Consider the following 17,055-nt stretch of genomic DNA (forward strand, 5'->3'; position numbering starts at 1 on the left):
GCTTCAGGCCGCAAACTTCTGCGTGAATTTCACCAGCTCTTCGAGCTTCTTGAGCGCCGCACCGTTGTCCAGCGCTGCCCGAGCTTTCTTGATGCCGTCTTCAATCGACGATGCCACGTTGGCGGCATAGAGCGCTGCGCCCGCGTTCAGGCACACGATGTCGCGCGCGGGGCCTTCGTCGCCCTTGAGCACGCCCGTCAACATGGCCTTGGATTCTTCCGGCGTCTCCACGCGGAACGCGCGGGTGCCGACCATGCGCAGGCCAAAGTCTTCAGGATGGACTTCGTATTCGCGCACCACGCCGTCCTTGAGTTCACCGACCAGCGTGCCTGCGCCGAGGCTGATCTCGTCGAGCCCGTCGCGGCCGTAGACCACCAGCGCGTGCTCCGCCCCGAGGCGCTGCAACGCGCGCACCTGGATGCCGACCAGATCCTCGTGGAACACACCCATGAGGATGTTGGGCGCGCTTGCGGGATTGGTGAGCGGGCCGAGGATGTTGAAGATGGTGCGCACACCAAGTTCCTTGCGCACCGGCGCGACGTTCTTCATCGCGGGGTGGTGGTTGGGCGCGAACATGAAGCCGATGCCGACATCGGCGATGCTCTGCGCGATCTGCTCGGGCTTCAGATTGATGTTGACGCCGAGCGCTTCCATCACATCCGCGCTGCCCGACTTGCTGCTCACGCTGCGCCCGCCGTGCTTGCTGACTTTGCCGCCGGCCGCCGCAATCACGAAGGTCGAGCAGGTGGAGATGTTGAAGGTGTTCGCACCGTCGCCACCTGTGCCGACGATGTCGACCAGGTTCTGCTTGCTCGCGACGTTGACCTTGTTGGAGAACTCGCGCATGACTTCGGCCGCAGCCGAGATCTCGCCGATGGTTTCCTTCTTCACGCGCAGGCCGGTGATGATGGACGCGGTCATCACGGGCGACATCTCACCACGCATGATCATGCGCATCAGATGCAGCATTTCGTCGTGGAAAATTTCGCGGTGTTCGATGGTGCGCTGCAGCGCTTCCTGAGGTGTGATAGACATGAGTTTTCCCTCGTTCCCTGTTCAGCGTTGTTCAAGAAAATTGCGCAGCATCGCGTGACCATGCTCGGTCAGAATGCTCTCGGGGTGGAACTGCACGCCTTCCACAGCCAGCGTCTTGTGGCGCACACCCTGAATCTCGCCGTCCTCGCTGGTCGCGGTGACTTCAAGCACATCGGGGCAGGTCTTCCTGTCGATGACCAGCGAGTGATAACGGTTAACCGTGAACTCCTTGGGCAGATCGGCGAACACGCCCTTCTGGTCCGTGGAGATCACACTGGTCTTGCCATGCATCTGTTGCACCGCGCGGATGATGTCGCCACCAAACGCCGCACCAATTGCCTGATGGCCGAGGCACACGCCCAGCACCGGCAGCTTGCCCGCAAAGTGCTTGATGGCAGCCACCGAAATGCCCGCCTCGTTGGGCGAACAAGGGCCCGGCGAAATCACGATGCGCGTGATACCTTCGCGCAGGGCGATAGCCTTTACCTCGTCCATGGTCGCCTCGTCGTTGCGCACCACATGCACCTCGGCACCGAGTTCGGCCAAGTACTGCACGATGTTGTAGGTGAAGCTGTCGTAATTGTCGACCATCAGCAGCTTGATCTTTTCAGTCATGACGCTGCACTCCCTTGTGTGTTGCGGGGCTCAAGGCCCTCGGCGCGCATGCGCGCCAGTTCTTCATGTTCGTAGTCGATGTAGCAGGTGATCATCGCGCGGTAAATGCGCTCGATGAGGTCGGCGTTTCCGCCCTCGCGTTCGGCCTTGGGACGCACGCGTTCGATGATGGCGTCAATACGGTCCTGGTCGAACACCAGGTTCTCGTCGTTCTTCACCTTGGCCGCCTGCGTCATATAGCCGCTGCGCTCCACAAGCAGTGGCACGAGGAGATCGTCAAGAGCGTTCACGCCCGCACGAACATCCGTCATGGATTCGCAGCTCTTCACCTTGTCAATTGCCCGGGCCGTCATCACTCAAGTCCTTCTTCCACCAACTCGGAGGCACGCAAGAGCGCGCGCGCCTTGTGCTCCGTCTCTTTCCATTCCAGTTCGGGTACCGAATCGGCTACCACGCCCGCGGCAGCCTGCACGTAGAGCATGCCGTCCTTGACGATGGCGGTGCGGATCGCGATCGCCAGGTCCATGTCGCCCGCGTAGCTCAGATAGCCGCAGGCGCCGCCGTAGACGCCGCGCTTGGTGGGCTCGAGTTGGTCGATGACTTCCATCGCGTGCACCTTGGGCGCTCCAGTCAGCGTGCCTGCAGGGAACGTGGCCTTGAGCACGTCCATGCTGGTCATGCCGTCGTTGAGGATGCCTTCGACATTGCTCACGATGTGCATCACATGGCTGTAGCGCTCGACCGCGAAGGCCTCGGTCACCTTGACGGTTCCGGTCTTGGCGATGCGGCCAATGTCGTTGCGCGCGAGGTCGATGAGCATCACGTGCTCGGCGCGTTCCTTGGGGTCGTTGATCAGTTCGTGCTCGGTGGCCTTGTCAGCCTCGGGCGTGGCGCCGCGCGGGCGGGTGCCCGCGAGCGGACGGATCGTGATCTTGTGGCCTTCGGGCACAGCTTCGTGGCGCACCAGGATTTCGGGGCTTGCGCCCACCACCTGGAAGTCGCCGAAGTTGTAGTAGTACATGTACGGCGAAGGGTTCAACGAACGCAGCGCGCGGTACAGGGAGAGTGGGCTTTCGGTGTAGCGCTTGTGGATGCGCTGGCCGACCTGCACCTGCATGAAATCACCGGCCGCGATCAGCTCCTTGGCCTCGCCCACGGCCTTCAGGTAATCGGCCTTGGAGAAGCTGCGCTCGGCGGGATGGTTCTCTGTGGCCCGCACGACCGGCGCGCTCACCGAGTACTTGAGCTGTTCCTTCAATTCGCGCAGACGCTTCTTGCCCTTGGAGTAGGCCTCGGACTGCGACGGATCGGCGTAGACGATGAGGTAGAGCTTGCCCGACAAGTTGTCGATGACGGCGACTTCCTCGCACTGCAGCAGCAGGATGTCGGGGCAGCCGAGTGTGTCGGGTGGGCAGGAGTTCTCCAGTTTCTTCTCGATGTAGCGCACCGCGTCGTAACCAAAATAGCCCGCAAGGCCCCCGCAGAAACGCGGCAAACCCGCGCTCAGCGCGACCTTGAAGCGCTTCTGGTACGCGGCGATGAAGTCGAGCGGATTGCCCGCAGCGGTCTCGACGACCTGACCGTCGGTGACGACCTCGGTCTTCGCCGCAGCGCCGAAGCCGCTCGCGCGCAGCAGCGTGCGCGCTGGCAGGCCGATGAAGCTGTAGCGGCCAAAGCGCTCGCCGCCGACCACGGATTCGAGCAGAAAGCTGTTCGTGCCATCGCCACGCGCGTGGGAGAGTTTGAGGTAGAGAGACAGCGGCGTTTCGAGATCCGCAAAGGCTTCGGCGATCAGCGGAATGCGGTTGAAGCCTTCCGAGGCCAGACTTTTGAATTCAAGTTCTGTAATCACAGGTGAGTTCCCAGCTCTGCAACACATGCGGCACACGCCTTCGATCTGGCGGCCAGTGGGTGTGTTGCGGATTCATTCAATTTCCGCTTCCTCGTGCGGGAAGCGACGGGTGCACGCTGGGTGTGCCCCAGGTGCTTCACGACATCGATGACGCAGGCTTACGCCAGGGCCAAGCTCCCCGGTCTCCTGAACCTGCAATTGCGATGCGATGAATGAACATAGACCGTCAGTGTAGCAAGACTCGATGACATTCCAGCGCTACGCGCGCCACAACCCCAACCGAATGCATGAAAAACCGCGCGAAAACCCTGTGGCTGCTCTGTGCAATTTGTCTCAAACTGGAATGGCAAAAAGCACGGTCGTTCTATTAATAGGGAGACAAACGATGATTTCATCCACCCGTCGTGCGCTGGTTCTCGCGCCGCTTGCATGCACGCTGGCCCCGATGACTGCAACCGTCGCGCACGCAGCTTCCGCGATGGAGGTCGGCGGCGTCACGTTCGCGGCCACCCAGCAGGTGCAACAAAGCACGTTGCAGCTCAATGGCGCGGGTGTGCGCTACAAGGCCGTATTCAAAGTCTACGCCGCCGGCCTGTACCTTGAAAAACCGGCGCACACACCCGCCGAAGTGTTCTCGCTGTCCGGCCCCAAGCGCCTGGTGGTGAGCATGCTGCGCGAGATCGACTCCTCCGAGCTCGGCAAGCTGTTCTCGCGCGGCATGGAGGACAACATGGACAAGGCCGCCTTCTCCAAGCTGGTGCCGGGCGTACTGCGCATGAGCCAGATATTCTCGGAGCACAAGAAGCTGCAGGCTGGCGATGTCTTCATGGTCGACTGGGTGCCAGGCACGGGCACCATCATCACCGTGCGCGGCCAGCAGCAGGGCGAGCCGTTCAAGGAGCCCGAGTTCTTCAACGCGCTGCTCGGTATCTGGCTCGGGCCGCAACCGGCTGACTGGAAGCTCAAGGATGGGCTTCTGGGCAAGAAAGCCTGAACCGATGCGCCCAAGAAAGCGGATTGCTGACACAAATTGACAAAAAATCACCTGTGATCTTTGGCGTCATGGAGAATGCCCCAAAATCCATAGCAAAAACCAGCCAAAGCACTTGAAATGAGTGTCAATCCGACCTTCAAAATCACCACTTAAATAGGGTCCTGTAGTCAAAAAACATCAACTCCTCGGCATGGCGGGTTTTTCAATTTGCGTTTACTGTTAGAAACTATTACCAATTTGAGAGTGTTCGACTCTCATTGCATGCCCGGAAGGATTACTTGATGAGACTCGCCAACGCCAAGGTCGGTGTGCGCCTGGGCTTTGCCTTCAGCCTGATTCTGTTCATCACCCTCGTCATCGCCGGTATCGGCGTGTGGCGTCTACAGGAACTCGCTGACACCACCCGTCAACTCACCACGACAGACAACGACCGTCTGCGCGCCGCAGTGAAGTGGCACAACGCGGTCGAGCAGAACTGGCTGCGCACGCAGACCGCGCTGCTCGACACCGACATCGGCAACCTCAAGAGCTGGCGCGAAGAAATCCGCAAGACCATGGAAGAGGCCGACGCCGCGCGCAAGGCCATCACCGAACTGATCTCGGCCGGAGAAGGCGTAGGCCTGCTCAAGGAAATCGAAGCCGCCCGCGAAGCCTATCGGAAGCCGCGAGAAGTGCTGCTCGAACGCCGCAACGCGGGCGAGGACGTGACGCACCAACTCGAAAGCAACCTCAAGCCCGCAGCCGACGCCTACATCAGCGCCATCGCCCGGATGGAGGAGCGCCAGTCCATGCTCTACGAGCAGACCCGTCACGAAGCCGACCAGAAGGCAGCACAGGGCCGTGTGATTCTGATCGCAGGCTCCATCGTGGCGCTGCTGCTGGGCGTCGTGCTGTCGTATCTGCTGACACGTTCGATCACCGGGCCGCTGCAGTTGGCCGCACAGCGCGCAGGCCAGATCGCGGAAGGCGACCTCACCCAACCCATCATTGCCGACGGCAAGGACGAAGCAGCCCGCCTGCTGCAAGCGCTGCAGCACATGCAGAACAACCTCTCGCAGCTCGTCTCAGGCGTCCGCGCCAATGCCGAGAGCGTGGCAATTGCCAGCGCCGAAATCTCGCAAGGCAACAACAACCTGTCTTCACGCACGGAGCAGCAGGCAAGCGCGCTCGAAGAAACCGCAGCATCCATGGAAGAGCTCGGCTCCACCGTGCGCCAGAATGCCGACAACGCGCGCCAGGCCAATCACCTGGCGATGAACGCCAGCTCGGTGGCCATACAGGGCGGCAACGTGGTGGCCGAAGTGGTCGACACGATGAAGGGCATCAACGACTCCAGCCGCAAGATCGCCGACATCATCGGCGTGATCGACGGCATCGCCTTCCAGACCAACATCCTCGCGCTCAACGCTGCCGTCGAAGCGGCACGTGCCGGGGAGCAGGGTCGCGGATTCGCGGTGGTTGCTGGCGAAGTACGCATCCTCGCACAGCGCAGCGCCGAAGCGGCCAAGGAAATCAAGTCGCTCATCAATGCCAGTGTGCAGCGCGTCGAACAGGGCACGCATCTGGTCGACAAGGCAGGTGAGACCATGACCGAAGTGGTCAACGCCATCCGCCGCGTCACCGACATCATGGGCGAAATCAGCGCCGCCAGCAGCGAGCAGAGCGCCGGCGTGAGCCAGGTCGGAGAGGCGATCACCCAGATGGACCACGCCACGCAGCAGAATGCCGCGCTGGTCGAGGAAAGCGCCGCTGCGGCAGACAGCCTCAAGACCCAGGCCGCGCAACTCGTGCAAGCCGTGGCCGTGTTCCGCGTCTCGCAGGAACATGAACACGCTCACGCTCTGCCGCAACGCAAATCCGCAGCGCTGGGCTCTGAGCAACGCGCTCAGACCGTGCGCACCGCGTCGGTCACGCATAGCGCCCCACACACGCTCGGCCAGCGCAACTACACCGGTGCGCCGTCCAGCGTGGCCACATCGGTTCAGCGCATCAAGGAGCGCAATGCCGCCGACCATCACGATCAGTGGGAGAGCTTCTGATCGGTTTGTAGCGCCTTTGACGCGCTTAGAAACGCAAAACGGCGGCCTTGGGCCGCCGTTGTTGTTTCAATCGCATGAATCCAATCAGGTCGCGCTCAATTCCACCAACGAATCCACGAATGCATCCGCGTTCACCGCGCGGATCGGTTCGCCGTGGTTGTAGCCGTAGGTCACCAGCACCACGGGGCACCCTGCGCCGCGCGCCGCCTGCGCGTCGTTGCTGGAGTCGCCCACCATCAGCGTCTTGGCGGGCTGCGTTCCCAGCGCCTCGCAAGTCTTCACCAACGGCATCGGATCGGGTTTCTTGCGCTCGAACGCGTCACCGCCGAAAACATGGCTGAAATAGGAATGCAGCCCTTTGGCCTTGAGCAGATCGTGTGCAAAGGCCGTGGGCTTGTTGGTGAGGCAGGCCATGGGATAGCCCGCCTTCGCCAGCACCGCGATGCCTTCGGCCACCCCGGGGTAGAGCGTGGAGAACTGTCCGTTGATACGTTCGTAATGCCACTGATAGCGGTCCCAGGCCTCGGGCATGAGACGCAGGGCAGTAGCCTCCACATTCGGCTCGCCCGCCTCGCTCAGCACATGGGTGAGCACCGAGTGCAGCAGGTGCTCAGAGCCCTTGCCGACCATGTGCTCGATGTGGCTGGCGTCGAGCGGCGGCAGCCTCAGGTCAGCCAGCATGCCATCGATGGCCTTGGCGAAGTCTCCCAGCGTATCGACCATGGTCCCATCGAGGTCAATCATCACGGCCACGCAAGAGCGCAACAGTTGGGGAGCGGAAGCGACATCCATAACTCAAACCTTTCAAATGTTCAGCAGCGAATATTGGTGACAATCTGAATCTGACAGATGTCAGGAAACCTCCAATTGTCCGTGCTGTCCGACACCTCAAGCGCCGGGAGCCGTACAAAAATGCGTGGTTTCAGCTCTTATGCTGGATCCAACCGGCTCACGCGGGCGCCCGGGTTTTTTCTTCCGGCTCGTCGATGCCGACATTTTTCCAGGAGGTTTCACCATGCGTTTTTCGCTCTCTTCTTCGGCCGCGCTGCGCGCCATTCCAGTGGCTCTGCTGATGTGCCTCGCGACCGTTGGCGCACAGGCCGCCAAGCCCCAAGCCGCACAAGGCGAGGCAGGCTGCTCGTCGCAGAACCCGCAGATCTGCCAGCGTGAGGCGGCCGCCGCCCGCCAGGCAGGCCGTGGCGGTCAGCTGACTGCCCCAGACTCGCAGGCACTGGAGCGCAATGCGCTGTCCCGTTGCGCCGTGTTCAAGACCGACGAAGGCCGCAGCGACTGCGAAGCGCGTGTGCGCAATGCGCGCACGTCGGGCTCCGTGAACGGCGGCGGCGAACTGCTCGAAGCCACCACCCCAGTCCGTAACTAAACCGGATTGATGCAATGACAAAGAGGTGCCCATGGGCACCTCTTTGCTTTGGTGGAGTCAACTACCCAAGGCGCCATGCACCTCCTACAGCGCTCAAAACTGGCACAACCCAAGCGAGGCGCGAGGCGACTCAGAGGGGTGTCCCGAGCTCTTTACGCATCTTGGCGATTTCAGCGGCGTAGTCGCTCTTGCCGAAGATCGCGCTGCCCGCCACGAAGGTGTCTGCGCCCGCATCGGCCACGCGGCGGATGTTGTCCACCTTCACGCCGCCATCCACCTCGAGGCGAATATCCTTGCCCGATGCGTCGATGCGCTTGCGCGCCTCTTCGATCTTGCGCAAGGCCGAGCCGATGAAGCTCTGGCCACCGAAGCCGGGGTTGACGCTCATGATCAGGATGAGGTCGATCTCGTCGATCATCCAGTCCAGCACATCGAGTGACGCGGCGGGGTTGAACACCAGACCAGCCTTCACGCCCTTGGACTTGATGGCCTGCACGCTGCGGTGCACATGGGCTGACGCGTCGGGGTGAAAGCTGATGTAGTCGGCACCGGCGTCGGCAAAGGCCGCGGCGAGTGCGTCCACGGGCTCGACCATCAGGTGCACATCCACCGGCACCGCGACGCCAGCGGCGGTTTTGGCGTGCGGCTTAAGGGCCTGGCAAATCATCGGGCCGAACGTGAGGTTGGGCACGTAATGGTTGTCCATCACGTCGAAATGGATCCAGTCGGAACCAGCGGCGATCACGTCGCGCACCTCTTCACCCAGACGGGCGAAGTCGGCGGAAAGAATGGAGGGGGCGATGCGGAATTGGGAGGTCATCCCTCGATTTTCGCAGCAACCCGTTACCTTTGCTGAGGCACGACCGTTACACGAGGGATGGGCAAGCCGCGCCCATCACGCTGACTGGGGTTTTCCAAGGCTTTTTCCAGCATCCCGTTACCATTGCGGAATGCCCAAATACCAATTCGCGGTCGAGGTGTTCCCCGAATACCTGCCCGACCAATCCGATCCTGAACGTGAAGTGTTCGGCTTCGCCTATACGATCACCGTGACCAACACGGGCGACGTGCCCGCACAGCTGATCTCCCGCCACTGGATCATCAGCGACGCACGCGGTCACACCGAAGAGGTCAAGGGCCTTGGCGTTGTCGGCCAACAACCCTTGTTGCGCCCGGGCGAGTCGTTCCAGTACACCAGCGGATGCCATCTGCGCACGGCGTCCGGCACCATGCACGGCAGCTATTTCTGCGTGGCCGAAGACGGCGAGCAGTTCACCAGCCCGATCAACCTGTTCGTGCTCGAAGCGCTTGGCGGCGGCAATCACGACAGCTCCACGACCCACCGAGTGCTCCATTGAAGAAACGCGCAGAGAACAACACCAAGACACTCACGCAACTGCTCGCACCGATCGATCCCAAGGCCTCCCTCGCACAGCGCAACCTGCAACTGATTGCGCTGCTCGACTGGGTGCGTGGTGACGGAGAGTCGGTGGAAGAAGCGGCCGAGCGCGTGAACGAGCTCGTGTCGATGGCGGAGCAGTCGCCTGTGTTGCGCGAGCGACTGCAGCTGTGGTGGCAGGCCATTGTCGAATCGGTGGACATCACCATGCTGTTGGCCGACTTCGGCTTTGCGCAGCGCACCTCGATGCTGAGTGAACTGGCGGAGCGCCTTCGCCACAAAGTGCTTCCAAGCAACCCTGACACCATCGATGCGTCCGAGCTGTTCATGGCGGCGCTGTACAGCGAATTCGACGCACGCTGGCTGGGCGCGCTCGATGAAGACCTGATCAATCGCCTGAGCCATGTGCTCACGCCAGAGCAGGAGCAGACTGACGGCGCGACCCGCTGGAAACACGCGTTGGCCGATGCCATCACCTATTGCGCGGGCAACATTCTGGCAACCGGTTTCGCGCCCGAGCTGCGCCTGCGCATGACGGAAGAGATGCGAGATGCACAGCCATTTCACGAGCTCATCAGTGACGCGGAAAGCCTTCGTGTGGAAGTGTTGCATCCGCTGCGCACGACCAACCGGCTGGACGCCACGGTCGCCCGTCTGCGCGAGCGGCTCGACGCATGCCGCAATGCCGCCAATTCGGTCTACACGCACTTCGAGGACAACGGAATATCCGTGGGCCTCGTATTTCGCATCCGCCAATTGCGCGCGCGGATACTGCGCGTGCGCGAACTGCTTGAGTGCCTACTCTCACCCAAGCCCGCCGTCGCTGCCACACGGCTGATGGCGCGGCTGGTCAGCGTGAGCCGCGAGCGCCGCAGCCTGCGCGCGCTGTTCATGGCGAATTCCTCGCTGCTTGCAGCCAAAGTAACGGAGCGCAACGCGGAGACCGGTTCACACTACATCACGCGCACGCCATCCGAGTATTTTTCGATGGTGAGAAAGGCTGCAGGCGGTGGTCTCGTGATGGCCTTCACCACGCTCATCAAATTCTGGCTCTACACGTTTGCATTTTCCGCATTCTGGGGCGGTTTCTGGGCGGGAGTGAACTACGCAGCGAGCTTTGTGCTGGTCCAATTGCTGCACTTCACCGTCGCAACCAAGCAACCCGCGATGACGGCACCAGCCATGGCAGCGCAGCTCAAGAACATCGAGAGCGAGGGCAGCGAGCACGCCTTCGCAGACGAGGTGACGCACCTCGTACGTTCGCAGGTCGCAGCGATTCTTGGAAACGTACTGATCGTGTTTCCGGCCGTACTCGGCATCACGCTGCTGCTGGCCAAATTGTTTGGCCATTCGGCGATCAGTGAAAAAGAAGCCTTGCATGTGATCGACTCGCTCAAACCATGGGGTGGATCGCTGCTGTTTGCTGCGTTCACTGGCGTGCTGCTGTTCAGCTCCAGCATCTTCGCGGGCTGGGTCGAGAACTGGTTCGTGCTGCATCGCCTTGATGCCGCGATCCACTACAACCCGCGCATCACCCGCACCATCGGAGCAGCACGCGCGGCACGCATCGCACGCTTTCTGCGCAACAACCTCTCGGGGCTTGCCGCGAACATTTCGCTCGGTTTCATGCTCGGTCTGGTGCCGGTGATCGCCGCATTCTTCGGGCTCGGTCTCGATGTGCGCCACGTCACGCTGTCCACCGGACAGATGGCGGCTGCGGCCTCCGCACTCGGTCCCGAAGTACTGCACATGTCCGCATTCTGGTGGTCGATGGCGACGCTGCCGTTCATCGGTGCGCTCAACGTGCTGGTGAGCTTCTACCTCGCGTTCCGTCTCGCATTGCGTGCGCAGAACGTGACGGGCGTGGAGCGTTCGCGCATTGCGCGCGCGCTTCGCAAGCGCATATTCCATTCTCCGTTGAGCTTTTTTGCGCCGTCGCGCACCAACGTCTGATATGGTGTGCGCCAATACGCCATGAATCGCCTGCCCACCGGGCATCGCAATTTCTCTGATTCATGGCGACACACGGCGGTCACCCTTGTCTGTTAAATCCTGACAAGGGGTTCGCTCACCGTGCTTCGGCACTGACTCATCGGTTCGCCGATTCCGCCACCCGCGCCATCGCGCGCGGCGAGCGGGCAGCGCGAAAATCTACTCGTGCTGCACCTCGGCGAACGACCAGAGGACAGCAAACATGAATGAGCTGATGGGTTTCTGGGGGCAGTGGCTACGCCCCTCTGCAGGACTGCCGACGGTGCAATGGGCACTGTTGCTGGCGGTGGCTTCCACCTGCGGTTATCTCGTGTACCGCCACACCGGCCTGCCCAAAGTGGTGGGTTACTCCATCGTCGGAATGGTGGCCGGGCTGCTGGGTTTCAGCGGCGCGCAATGGCCGCTGCAAGGCATCGGTCTGTTCATCATGGAACTCGCGATCTCCATCGTGCTGTTCGATGCGGGCGGACGCATTCCATGGCGCTGGTTCCGCCACAACCCGATGGTGCTGGTGCAGAGCATCGCCGAATCGGCGCTCACCTACTTCGCGGTCTACTGGACCATGCTGTGGCTGAACGTGCCCAAAGAGGCCGCTGGCCCCATCGCGCTGGTCGCCATGGCCGCATCGCCTGCCGTGGTCTCACGCGTGGTGGCTGACACGCGCGCAGCCGGTCCGGTGACGGATCGCGCCATGGTGCTCGCGACGCTGTCCACGCTCTACGCGCTCACCTTCGGCGGCGCGCATGCCGAGATGCTCAGCCGCCCCGGCAGCAGCTTCTTCGAGGCCGTGCCTCCGGTGCTGGTGATGTTCGGCGTCTCCATCGTCGTGGGCGCCCTGCTCTCGGGCCTGATCCGCGTCGCGCTGCGCTATATGAGCCCGGCGAGCGAGAACACCTCGATTCTCGCGCTCGCGCTGATCGCTGCCAGTACCGCCATTGCCGCGCACCTGGGCGGCTCCGCGCCGCTGGCGGCACTGATCGGCGGCATGCTCATCAAGCAGCTGCATGTTCGCCCATGGGCACTGCCCCGGCAGTTCGGCACGGCGTCTTCGGTGCTCACCATGCTGATGTTCGTGCTCGTGTCCACCGTAGCCGCGCAGGCGGACTGGAACCTTGCGATCGCCGGTACGGTGTTCACCCTGATCGTCGTGCGCCTGGTCGCCAAGGCGCTCGGAGTGGGTATCGGCAACATCGGCAGTGGTTCGAGTTGGCGGCAGTCTGTTTGGGTGGGCGCGGCGATGATGCCGATGTCCTCCATCGCGCTGCTGATCGCGTCGCAATTTATGGCGGCCTCGACCGCCACCGGAGAGGTCATCTCCAGCATCGCGCTGCCCACCATCCTGCTCATGGAAGTGTTCGGCGCGGTGATCGCCACGGTCGCGCTCTACCGCGCCGGAGAAACCCACAAGCCCTGGGCCGAGCTGCCTGCGGCCAAGTCTGGAGACGATCAACGTGAGTCTTGAAGCTTTCCACCATTCCGAACCGCTGACGCTGGGCGTGGAGCTTGAGCTGCAGCTCGTGAACACGCACGACTACGACCTCGCGCCCTACGCCGAGGACATGCTGCGCCTGATGCACAAGACGCCGCTGCCCGGCAGCGTGGTGCCCGAGATGACGAACTCGATGATCGAGATCTCGACCGACGTCTGCCACTCGTGCAGCGAGGTGCTGAGCCAGCTCACGCCGATCCGCGACGCGCTGGTCAAGAGCGCCGACAAACTCAACATCGCCGTGGTCGGCGGCGGCACCCACCCGTTCCAGCAATGGCACGAGCGCCGCATCTACGACAAGCCGCGCTTTCATGAACTCTCGGCGCTCTATGGTTATCTGACCAAGCAGTTCACCATCTTCGGCCAGCATGTGCACATCGGCTGCCCCGATGCCGATGCCGCGCTGTTGATGCTGCACCGCATGTCGCGCTACATCCCGCACTGCATCGCACTGTCGGCCTCCAGCCCCTATGTGCAGGGGCAGGACACGCAGTTCGATTCCGCGCGCCTCAATTCGGTGTTCGCGTTTCCGCTTTCGGGCCGCGCGCCCTGCGTGCTGCACTGGAGCGAGTTCGAGACCTACTTCGACAAGATGACGCACACCGGCGTCGTCAAGAGCATGAAGGACTTCTACTGGGACATCCGCCCCAAGCCCGAATACGGCACCATCGAGATTCGCGTGTTCGATACGCCGCTCACCATCGAGCGCGCCGCCGCGCTCGCGGGCTATGTGCAGTCGCTGGGTGCGTGGTTCCTCCACGAGCAGCCCTTCACACCCGAGGAAGACGACTACCTCGTCTACACCTACAACCGTTTTCAGGCCTGCCGCTTCGGGCTCGACGCTGTCTATGTTGACCCACCCACCGGCACGCACATGCAGCTGCGCGACCACATCCTGCAGACCATGGACAAAATCGCGCCTTACGCCGAAGCGCAGGGCGCGACAGGCGCGCTGCAACTGCTGCGCGCCGATGTTGAGGCCGGGCAGAACGACGCACGCTGGCTGCGCGACCGCCAGCGCGAGGAGCAGATGCTGGCCGAAGTGAGCCGACAGGCGTCGCTGAAATTTCGAGGCGCTTGAGAGCGGCTATTTGCGGGTCAGCGTGAGCTCGGTCTCGCCACGCTTGCCCGTCACCTTGCCGTCCGCATCCCGCTGCAGTTTGATGTTCCAGTCCTTGCAGCCCGCAATCGTGTCGTTGTAGCGCACGGTCAGCGTCATCTTTTCCGCGTCGGTGCTTTTGATCTCGACCGGAATGTCATGACCGCCACAGGTATCGTAGCGCCCCGCGCTATAGGCATTCCAGTTGCCGCCATCGCTCTTGATTTCGAGATGGGATTCCATCACTTTGTTTTTGCCCTCCCAATTCACCTTCCATTTGCCAATGAATGGGTTGGCTGAGTCCTGAGCCACCGCGAGCGGGCTGGCGAGCCCAGCCCACGCCAGTGCGGCGCTGAAACCTGCGTTCAGCACGATACGTGTGCGCTTTTTCATAGGTCCTCTGGAGTGTTGAATGGTTTTAAAAAATGTGCCACTCAGCGCCCCAACTGGCAATACCCAATATTGGGTATGCCCTATGCTTGGCACATGGGTGAATTTGATCTGATCGCGCGCTATTTCACGCGCCCCGTCCGTCGCGCCGCACTCGGTGTGGGCGATGATTGCGCGTTGCTGCGCGTTGCACCCGGCATGCAACTCGCGGTATCGAGCGACATGCTGGTCGCCGGACGGCATTTCTTCGACGATGTGGACCCGGTACATCTGGGCCACAAGTCGCTGGCCGTCAACCTCAGCGATCTCGCGGCCTGTGGCGCGAAGCCGCTGGCCTTCACGCTCGCGCTCTCGCTGCCCGAGGCCAATGAGGCCTGGCTCAAGGGCTTTGCCGAGGGTCTGCTCACGCTGGCTGACGCACACGACATCGAACTCGTGGGCGGCGACACCACGCACGGCCCACTCAACATCTGCATCACCGTGTTCGGCGAAGTGCCGCCGGGCCAGGCCCTGCTGCGCAGCGGCGCCAATCCCGGCGACGACATCTGGGTGAGCGGCACGCTCGGCGATGCGCGGTTGGCGCTTGATGCGCTGCTCGGCAAGATCGTCCTGCCGCCGGATGCGCTCAAGGCCGCGCGCCTGCGCCTCGAATGCCCCACGCCACGCGTTGCACTCGGCATGGCGCTGCGCGGCATTGCAAACAGCGCGCTCGACATCAGTGACGGCCTGCTCGGCGATCTCACGCACATCCTCGAGCAATCGCAAGTCGGTGCTGACATCGACGCCGATGCGACTTTGCAGACCATGGCGGCACGCAAGACGGCGCTGTCCCTGCCGGATGCGCAGTGGTACCAGAGCGCGCTCGCGGGCGGGGACGACTACGAGCTGGCCTTCACAGCGCCAGCGGAACAGCGCGATCAGGTGCTTGCGGCGGCCAAGGCTGCGGACACGCCGGTCACCCGCATCGGCCGCGTCACCGCCGCGCCCGGCATCCGTGTGCTGGATGCACAAGGGAATCCGCTCTCGCAGCAGAAATGGTCCTCGTTCGATCATTTTGCATAGCGCGCTGGTAGCATGGGGCTTGCCGCGCAACTGATCACGAGGTTCCATGCCCATATCGTCGATTCCGCGTGCCCGCCTTGCCCGGGCCACCCCTCTTGTTTCCGCCATCTACGCCTGCCTGCTGGCCGCGCCCATCGCCGTACTGGCGGCTGACAGCAGCTCCAGCATCTCGCAGGTCAAGGTCTACCCCGGCAGCGCCACGGTGGAGCGCATGGTGCGCATTCCGGCCGGTGCGCGCAGCGTCACTATCCGTTGCCTGCCGCCCAACCCCATGCTTGACGTTCAGAGCCTGCAAGTGCAGGCCGACGCCAGCGTGCGCATCGGTGAAACCAGCATCAAGATGCAGGACAGGAATCTGGACAGTCAATGCACCACGCCACTCGATGATCAGGTGCGCGAGGCCGAGGACAAGGTGGCGGTGGCCAAGGCCGAGACCGAATCGCTGCAACTGGCGGTGAGCTATCTGAACACGGTCGCCACCAAGTCCCCCGACGAGCCGCACAGCGGCCCCGGCACACCGGGCTCGGCCAGCATCAACAGCACCACGGATGCGCTGCGCCGCTCATCGCAGGACGTGCTGCTCAAGCTGCATCAGGCCAAGCGCAGACAGGAGATCGCGGAACTCGCGCTCAAGCACCTGACCAACGAACGCAACCGCTCGTCTGGACCGATCACCGGCGTGTCCACCGTCACCATCACGCTGGCTGCGGAACGAGAAAGCGACCTGCGCCTGACCTACCAGGTGAGCGGCCCGAGCTGGTCACCCAACTACCGCGCGACGCTGGACAGCACGACCAATGTGGTCAAGCTCGAACGCATGGCACTCGTCGCTCAGAACACCGGCGAGGACTGGCGCAATGCGCAGCTCACGCTCTCCACCGGCCAGCCGACACGCGCCACGGCAGGACGGCTGCCCAACCAATGGACGCTGGATGTGGCCCAACCGGTAACGGAGCGCTCACGCGCAGAATATGCCGTCGCCACAGCTGGAGCCCCTGCCCCCATGGCGGTGAGCAAGGCCATCGCAGATGCGCCCGAAATGCCGCGCTTCGATGTGCAGGTCACCCAAGGCGCCTACGCCACTGAGTTCGCCGTGCCGCAACGCATCACGATTCCTTCGGGCGGCCAGCGGGTCACGCTGTCGCTGGGCACGCACGAGGTGCGCGGCCAGCTCGTCTCGCGCACCTCGCCCGCCGTGGAGCCCGCGGCGTATCTGGTGGCACAGTTGCCCACGCTGCCGGGCGTCTGGCCCACGGCCAATGTCGCGCTGTACCGCGACGGGGCCTACGTCGGCCAGGGCTCGCTCAACAACAACGATGACGAGCTTTCGCGCGTCGGCCTGTCGTTCGGCCGCGACGAGCGCATCGTCGTCACCGCCGAGCCACAGCAGCAGAACCAGGGCTCGGCGGGCTTCACCGGCGCGAACGTCGAGCGCAAGGTACAGCACGCCTACCGCGTCGAAAACCGCCACCAGCGCCCTGTGGCCCTGCAGGTGCTGGAAGCTGCCCCCGTCTCGCGCAACGAGCAGATCGAGGTGAAGTCACAATACGAACCCGCGCCCGCTGACAAGGAATGGAGCCGCCGCCCCGGATTGATCCTCTGGAGCGAGACGCTTGCCCCCGCCTCTTCACAGCGATTCGTAGCAACGCATACACTGCGTTACCCGAAGGAGGCGCGCCTGCAGGAATCACAGTGATCCCTGCATCCC

Annotated in this window: 16 protein-coding genes; 9 read left to right on the plus strand and 7 right to left on the minus strand. The window is 62.8% G+C overall.

Annotated features, from left to right (window positions below; genetic code table 11):
• Window positions 1-3: 3 nt before the first annotated feature.
• Genes trpD through trpE form a run of 4 tightly spaced genes read right to left on the minus strand, consistent with a single transcriptional unit; the run spans window position 4 to window position 3,502 of the window.
• On the minus strand, window positions 4-1,035 hold the full coding sequence (gene trpD / locus G7047_RS20750) for an anthranilate phosphoribosyltransferase (RefSeq protein WP_166309663.1): 1,032 nt from the start codon (window positions 1,033-1,035) through the stop codon (window positions 4-6).
• 21 nt (window positions 1,036-1,056) lie between these two features.
• Window positions 1,057-1,638 carry an aminodeoxychorismate/anthranilate synthase component II gene (locus tag G7047_RS20755; protein ID WP_166312184.1) on the minus strand — a complete coding sequence of 194 codons (582 nt, stop codon included), beginning with the start codon at window positions 1,636-1,638 and terminating at the stop codon, window positions 1,057-1,059.
• An 8-nt stretch (window positions 1,639-1,646) separates the two neighbouring features.
• On the minus strand, window positions 1,647-1,961 hold the full coding sequence (locus G7047_RS20760; RefSeq protein WP_240939208.1) for a chorismate mutase: 315 nt from the start codon (window positions 1,959-1,961) through the stop codon (window positions 1,647-1,649).
• 41 nt (window positions 1,962-2,002) lie between these two features.
• Window positions 2,003-3,502: an anthranilate synthase component I gene (gene trpE, locus G7047_RS20765; RefSeq protein ID WP_166309667.1), complete on the minus strand. Its 1,500-nt coding sequence runs from the start codon at window positions 3,500-3,502 to the stop codon at window positions 2,003-2,005.
• 385 nt (window positions 3,503-3,887) lie between these two features.
• On the opposite strand from trpE, the gene G7047_RS20770 reads away from it, so the two are divergent.
• Together G7047_RS20770 and G7047_RS20775 are read left to right on the plus strand one after the other, a co-directional pair.
• Window positions 3,888-4,496, plus strand: a complete 609-nt coding sequence (locus tag G7047_RS20770) for a chalcone isomerase family protein (protein WP_205904658.1) — start codon at window positions 3,888-3,890, stop codon at window positions 4,494-4,496.
• A 281-nt stretch (window positions 4,497-4,777) separates the two neighbouring features.
• Window positions 4,778-6,535, plus strand: a complete 1,758-nt coding sequence (locus G7047_RS20775) for a methyl-accepting chemotaxis protein (protein ID WP_166309670.1) — start codon at window positions 4,778-4,780, stop codon at window positions 6,533-6,535.
• Window positions 6,536-6,619: 84 nt separating this feature from the next.
• Here G7047_RS20775 and G7047_RS20780 read toward each other — a convergent pair whose 3' ends face one another.
• Window positions 6,620-7,327 (minus strand): phosphoglycolate phosphatase, encoded by a 708-nt coding sequence (locus G7047_RS20780; RefSeq protein WP_166309672.1) that lies wholly within the window; start codon window positions 7,325-7,327, stop codon window positions 6,620-6,622.
• Between the two features lie 223 nt (window positions 7,328-7,550).
• On the opposite strand from G7047_RS20780, the gene G7047_RS20785 reads away from it, so the two are divergent.
• Window positions 7,551-7,916 carry a hypothetical protein gene (locus G7047_RS20785; protein ID WP_166309674.1) on the plus strand — a complete coding sequence of 122 codons (366 nt, stop codon included), beginning with the start codon at window positions 7,551-7,553 and terminating at the stop codon, window positions 7,914-7,916.
• 130 nt (window positions 7,917-8,046) lie between these two features.
• Here the strand turns inward: G7047_RS20785 and rpe are convergent, their stop codons facing one another.
• The gene (rpe, locus tag G7047_RS20790) at window positions 8,047-8,736 is read right to left on the minus strand and encodes a ribulose-phosphate 3-epimerase (RefSeq protein ID WP_166309676.1); all 690 of its coding nucleotides are present in this window, start codon (window positions 8,734-8,736) and stop codon (window positions 8,047-8,049) included.
• Window positions 8,737-8,866: 130 nt separating this feature from the next.
• On the opposite strand from rpe, the gene apaG reads away from it, so the two are divergent.
• The 4 genes from apaG to G7047_RS20810 all read left to right on the plus strand — a co-directional run bounded on the left by apaG (window position 8,867) and on the right by G7047_RS20810 (window position 13,877).
• Window positions 8,867-9,274: a Co2+/Mg2+ efflux protein ApaG gene (gene apaG, locus G7047_RS20795; protein ID WP_166309678.1), complete on the plus strand. Its 408-nt coding sequence runs from the start codon at window positions 8,867-8,869 to the stop codon at window positions 9,272-9,274.
• Window positions 9,271-11,268 (plus strand): site-specific recombinase, encoded by a 1,998-nt coding sequence (locus G7047_RS20800; protein ID WP_166309680.1) that lies wholly within the window; start codon window positions 9,271-9,273, stop codon window positions 11,266-11,268. The genes apaG and G7047_RS20800 overlap by 4 nt, the downstream gene beginning before the upstream one ends.
• A gap of 241 nt (window positions 11,269-11,509) precedes the next feature.
• Window positions 11,510-12,769: a cation:proton antiporter gene (locus tag G7047_RS20805; RefSeq protein WP_166309682.1), complete on the plus strand. Its 1,260-nt coding sequence runs from the start codon at window positions 11,510-11,512 to the stop codon at window positions 12,767-12,769.
• Window positions 12,759-13,877, plus strand: coding sequence for a YbdK family carboxylate-amine ligase (locus G7047_RS20810; RefSeq protein WP_166309684.1), 1,119 nt, complete (start codon window positions 12,759-12,761; stop codon window positions 13,875-13,877). The genes G7047_RS20805 and G7047_RS20810 overlap by 11 nt, the downstream gene beginning before the upstream one ends.
• Before the next feature lie 6 nt (window positions 13,878-13,883).
• Here the strand turns inward: G7047_RS20810 and G7047_RS20815 are convergent, their stop codons facing one another.
• Window positions 13,884-14,288: a hypothetical protein gene (locus G7047_RS20815; protein ID WP_166309686.1), complete on the minus strand. Its 405-nt coding sequence runs from the start codon at window positions 14,286-14,288 to the stop codon at window positions 13,884-13,886.
• Between the two features lie 93 nt (window positions 14,289-14,381).
• Between G7047_RS20815 and thiL the strand changes: the two genes are divergently transcribed.
• Both thiL and G7047_RS20825 read left to right on the plus strand, forming a co-directional pair.
• On the plus strand, window positions 14,382-15,347 hold the full coding sequence (gene thiL, locus G7047_RS20820; protein WP_166309688.1) for a thiamine-phosphate kinase: 966 nt from the start codon (window positions 14,382-14,384) through the stop codon (window positions 15,345-15,347).
• Window positions 15,348-15,393: 46 nt separating this feature from the next.
• Window positions 15,394-17,043, plus strand: a complete 1,650-nt coding sequence (locus G7047_RS20825) for a DUF4139 domain-containing protein (protein ID WP_166309690.1) — start codon at window positions 15,394-15,396, stop codon at window positions 17,041-17,043.
• Window positions 17,044-17,055 lie beyond the last annotated feature (12 nt).

The organism is Diaphorobacter sp. HDW4A (assembly GCF_011305995.1).
Lineage (GTDB): Bacteria > Pseudomonadota > Gammaproteobacteria > Burkholderiales > Burkholderiaceae_C > Diaphorobacter_A.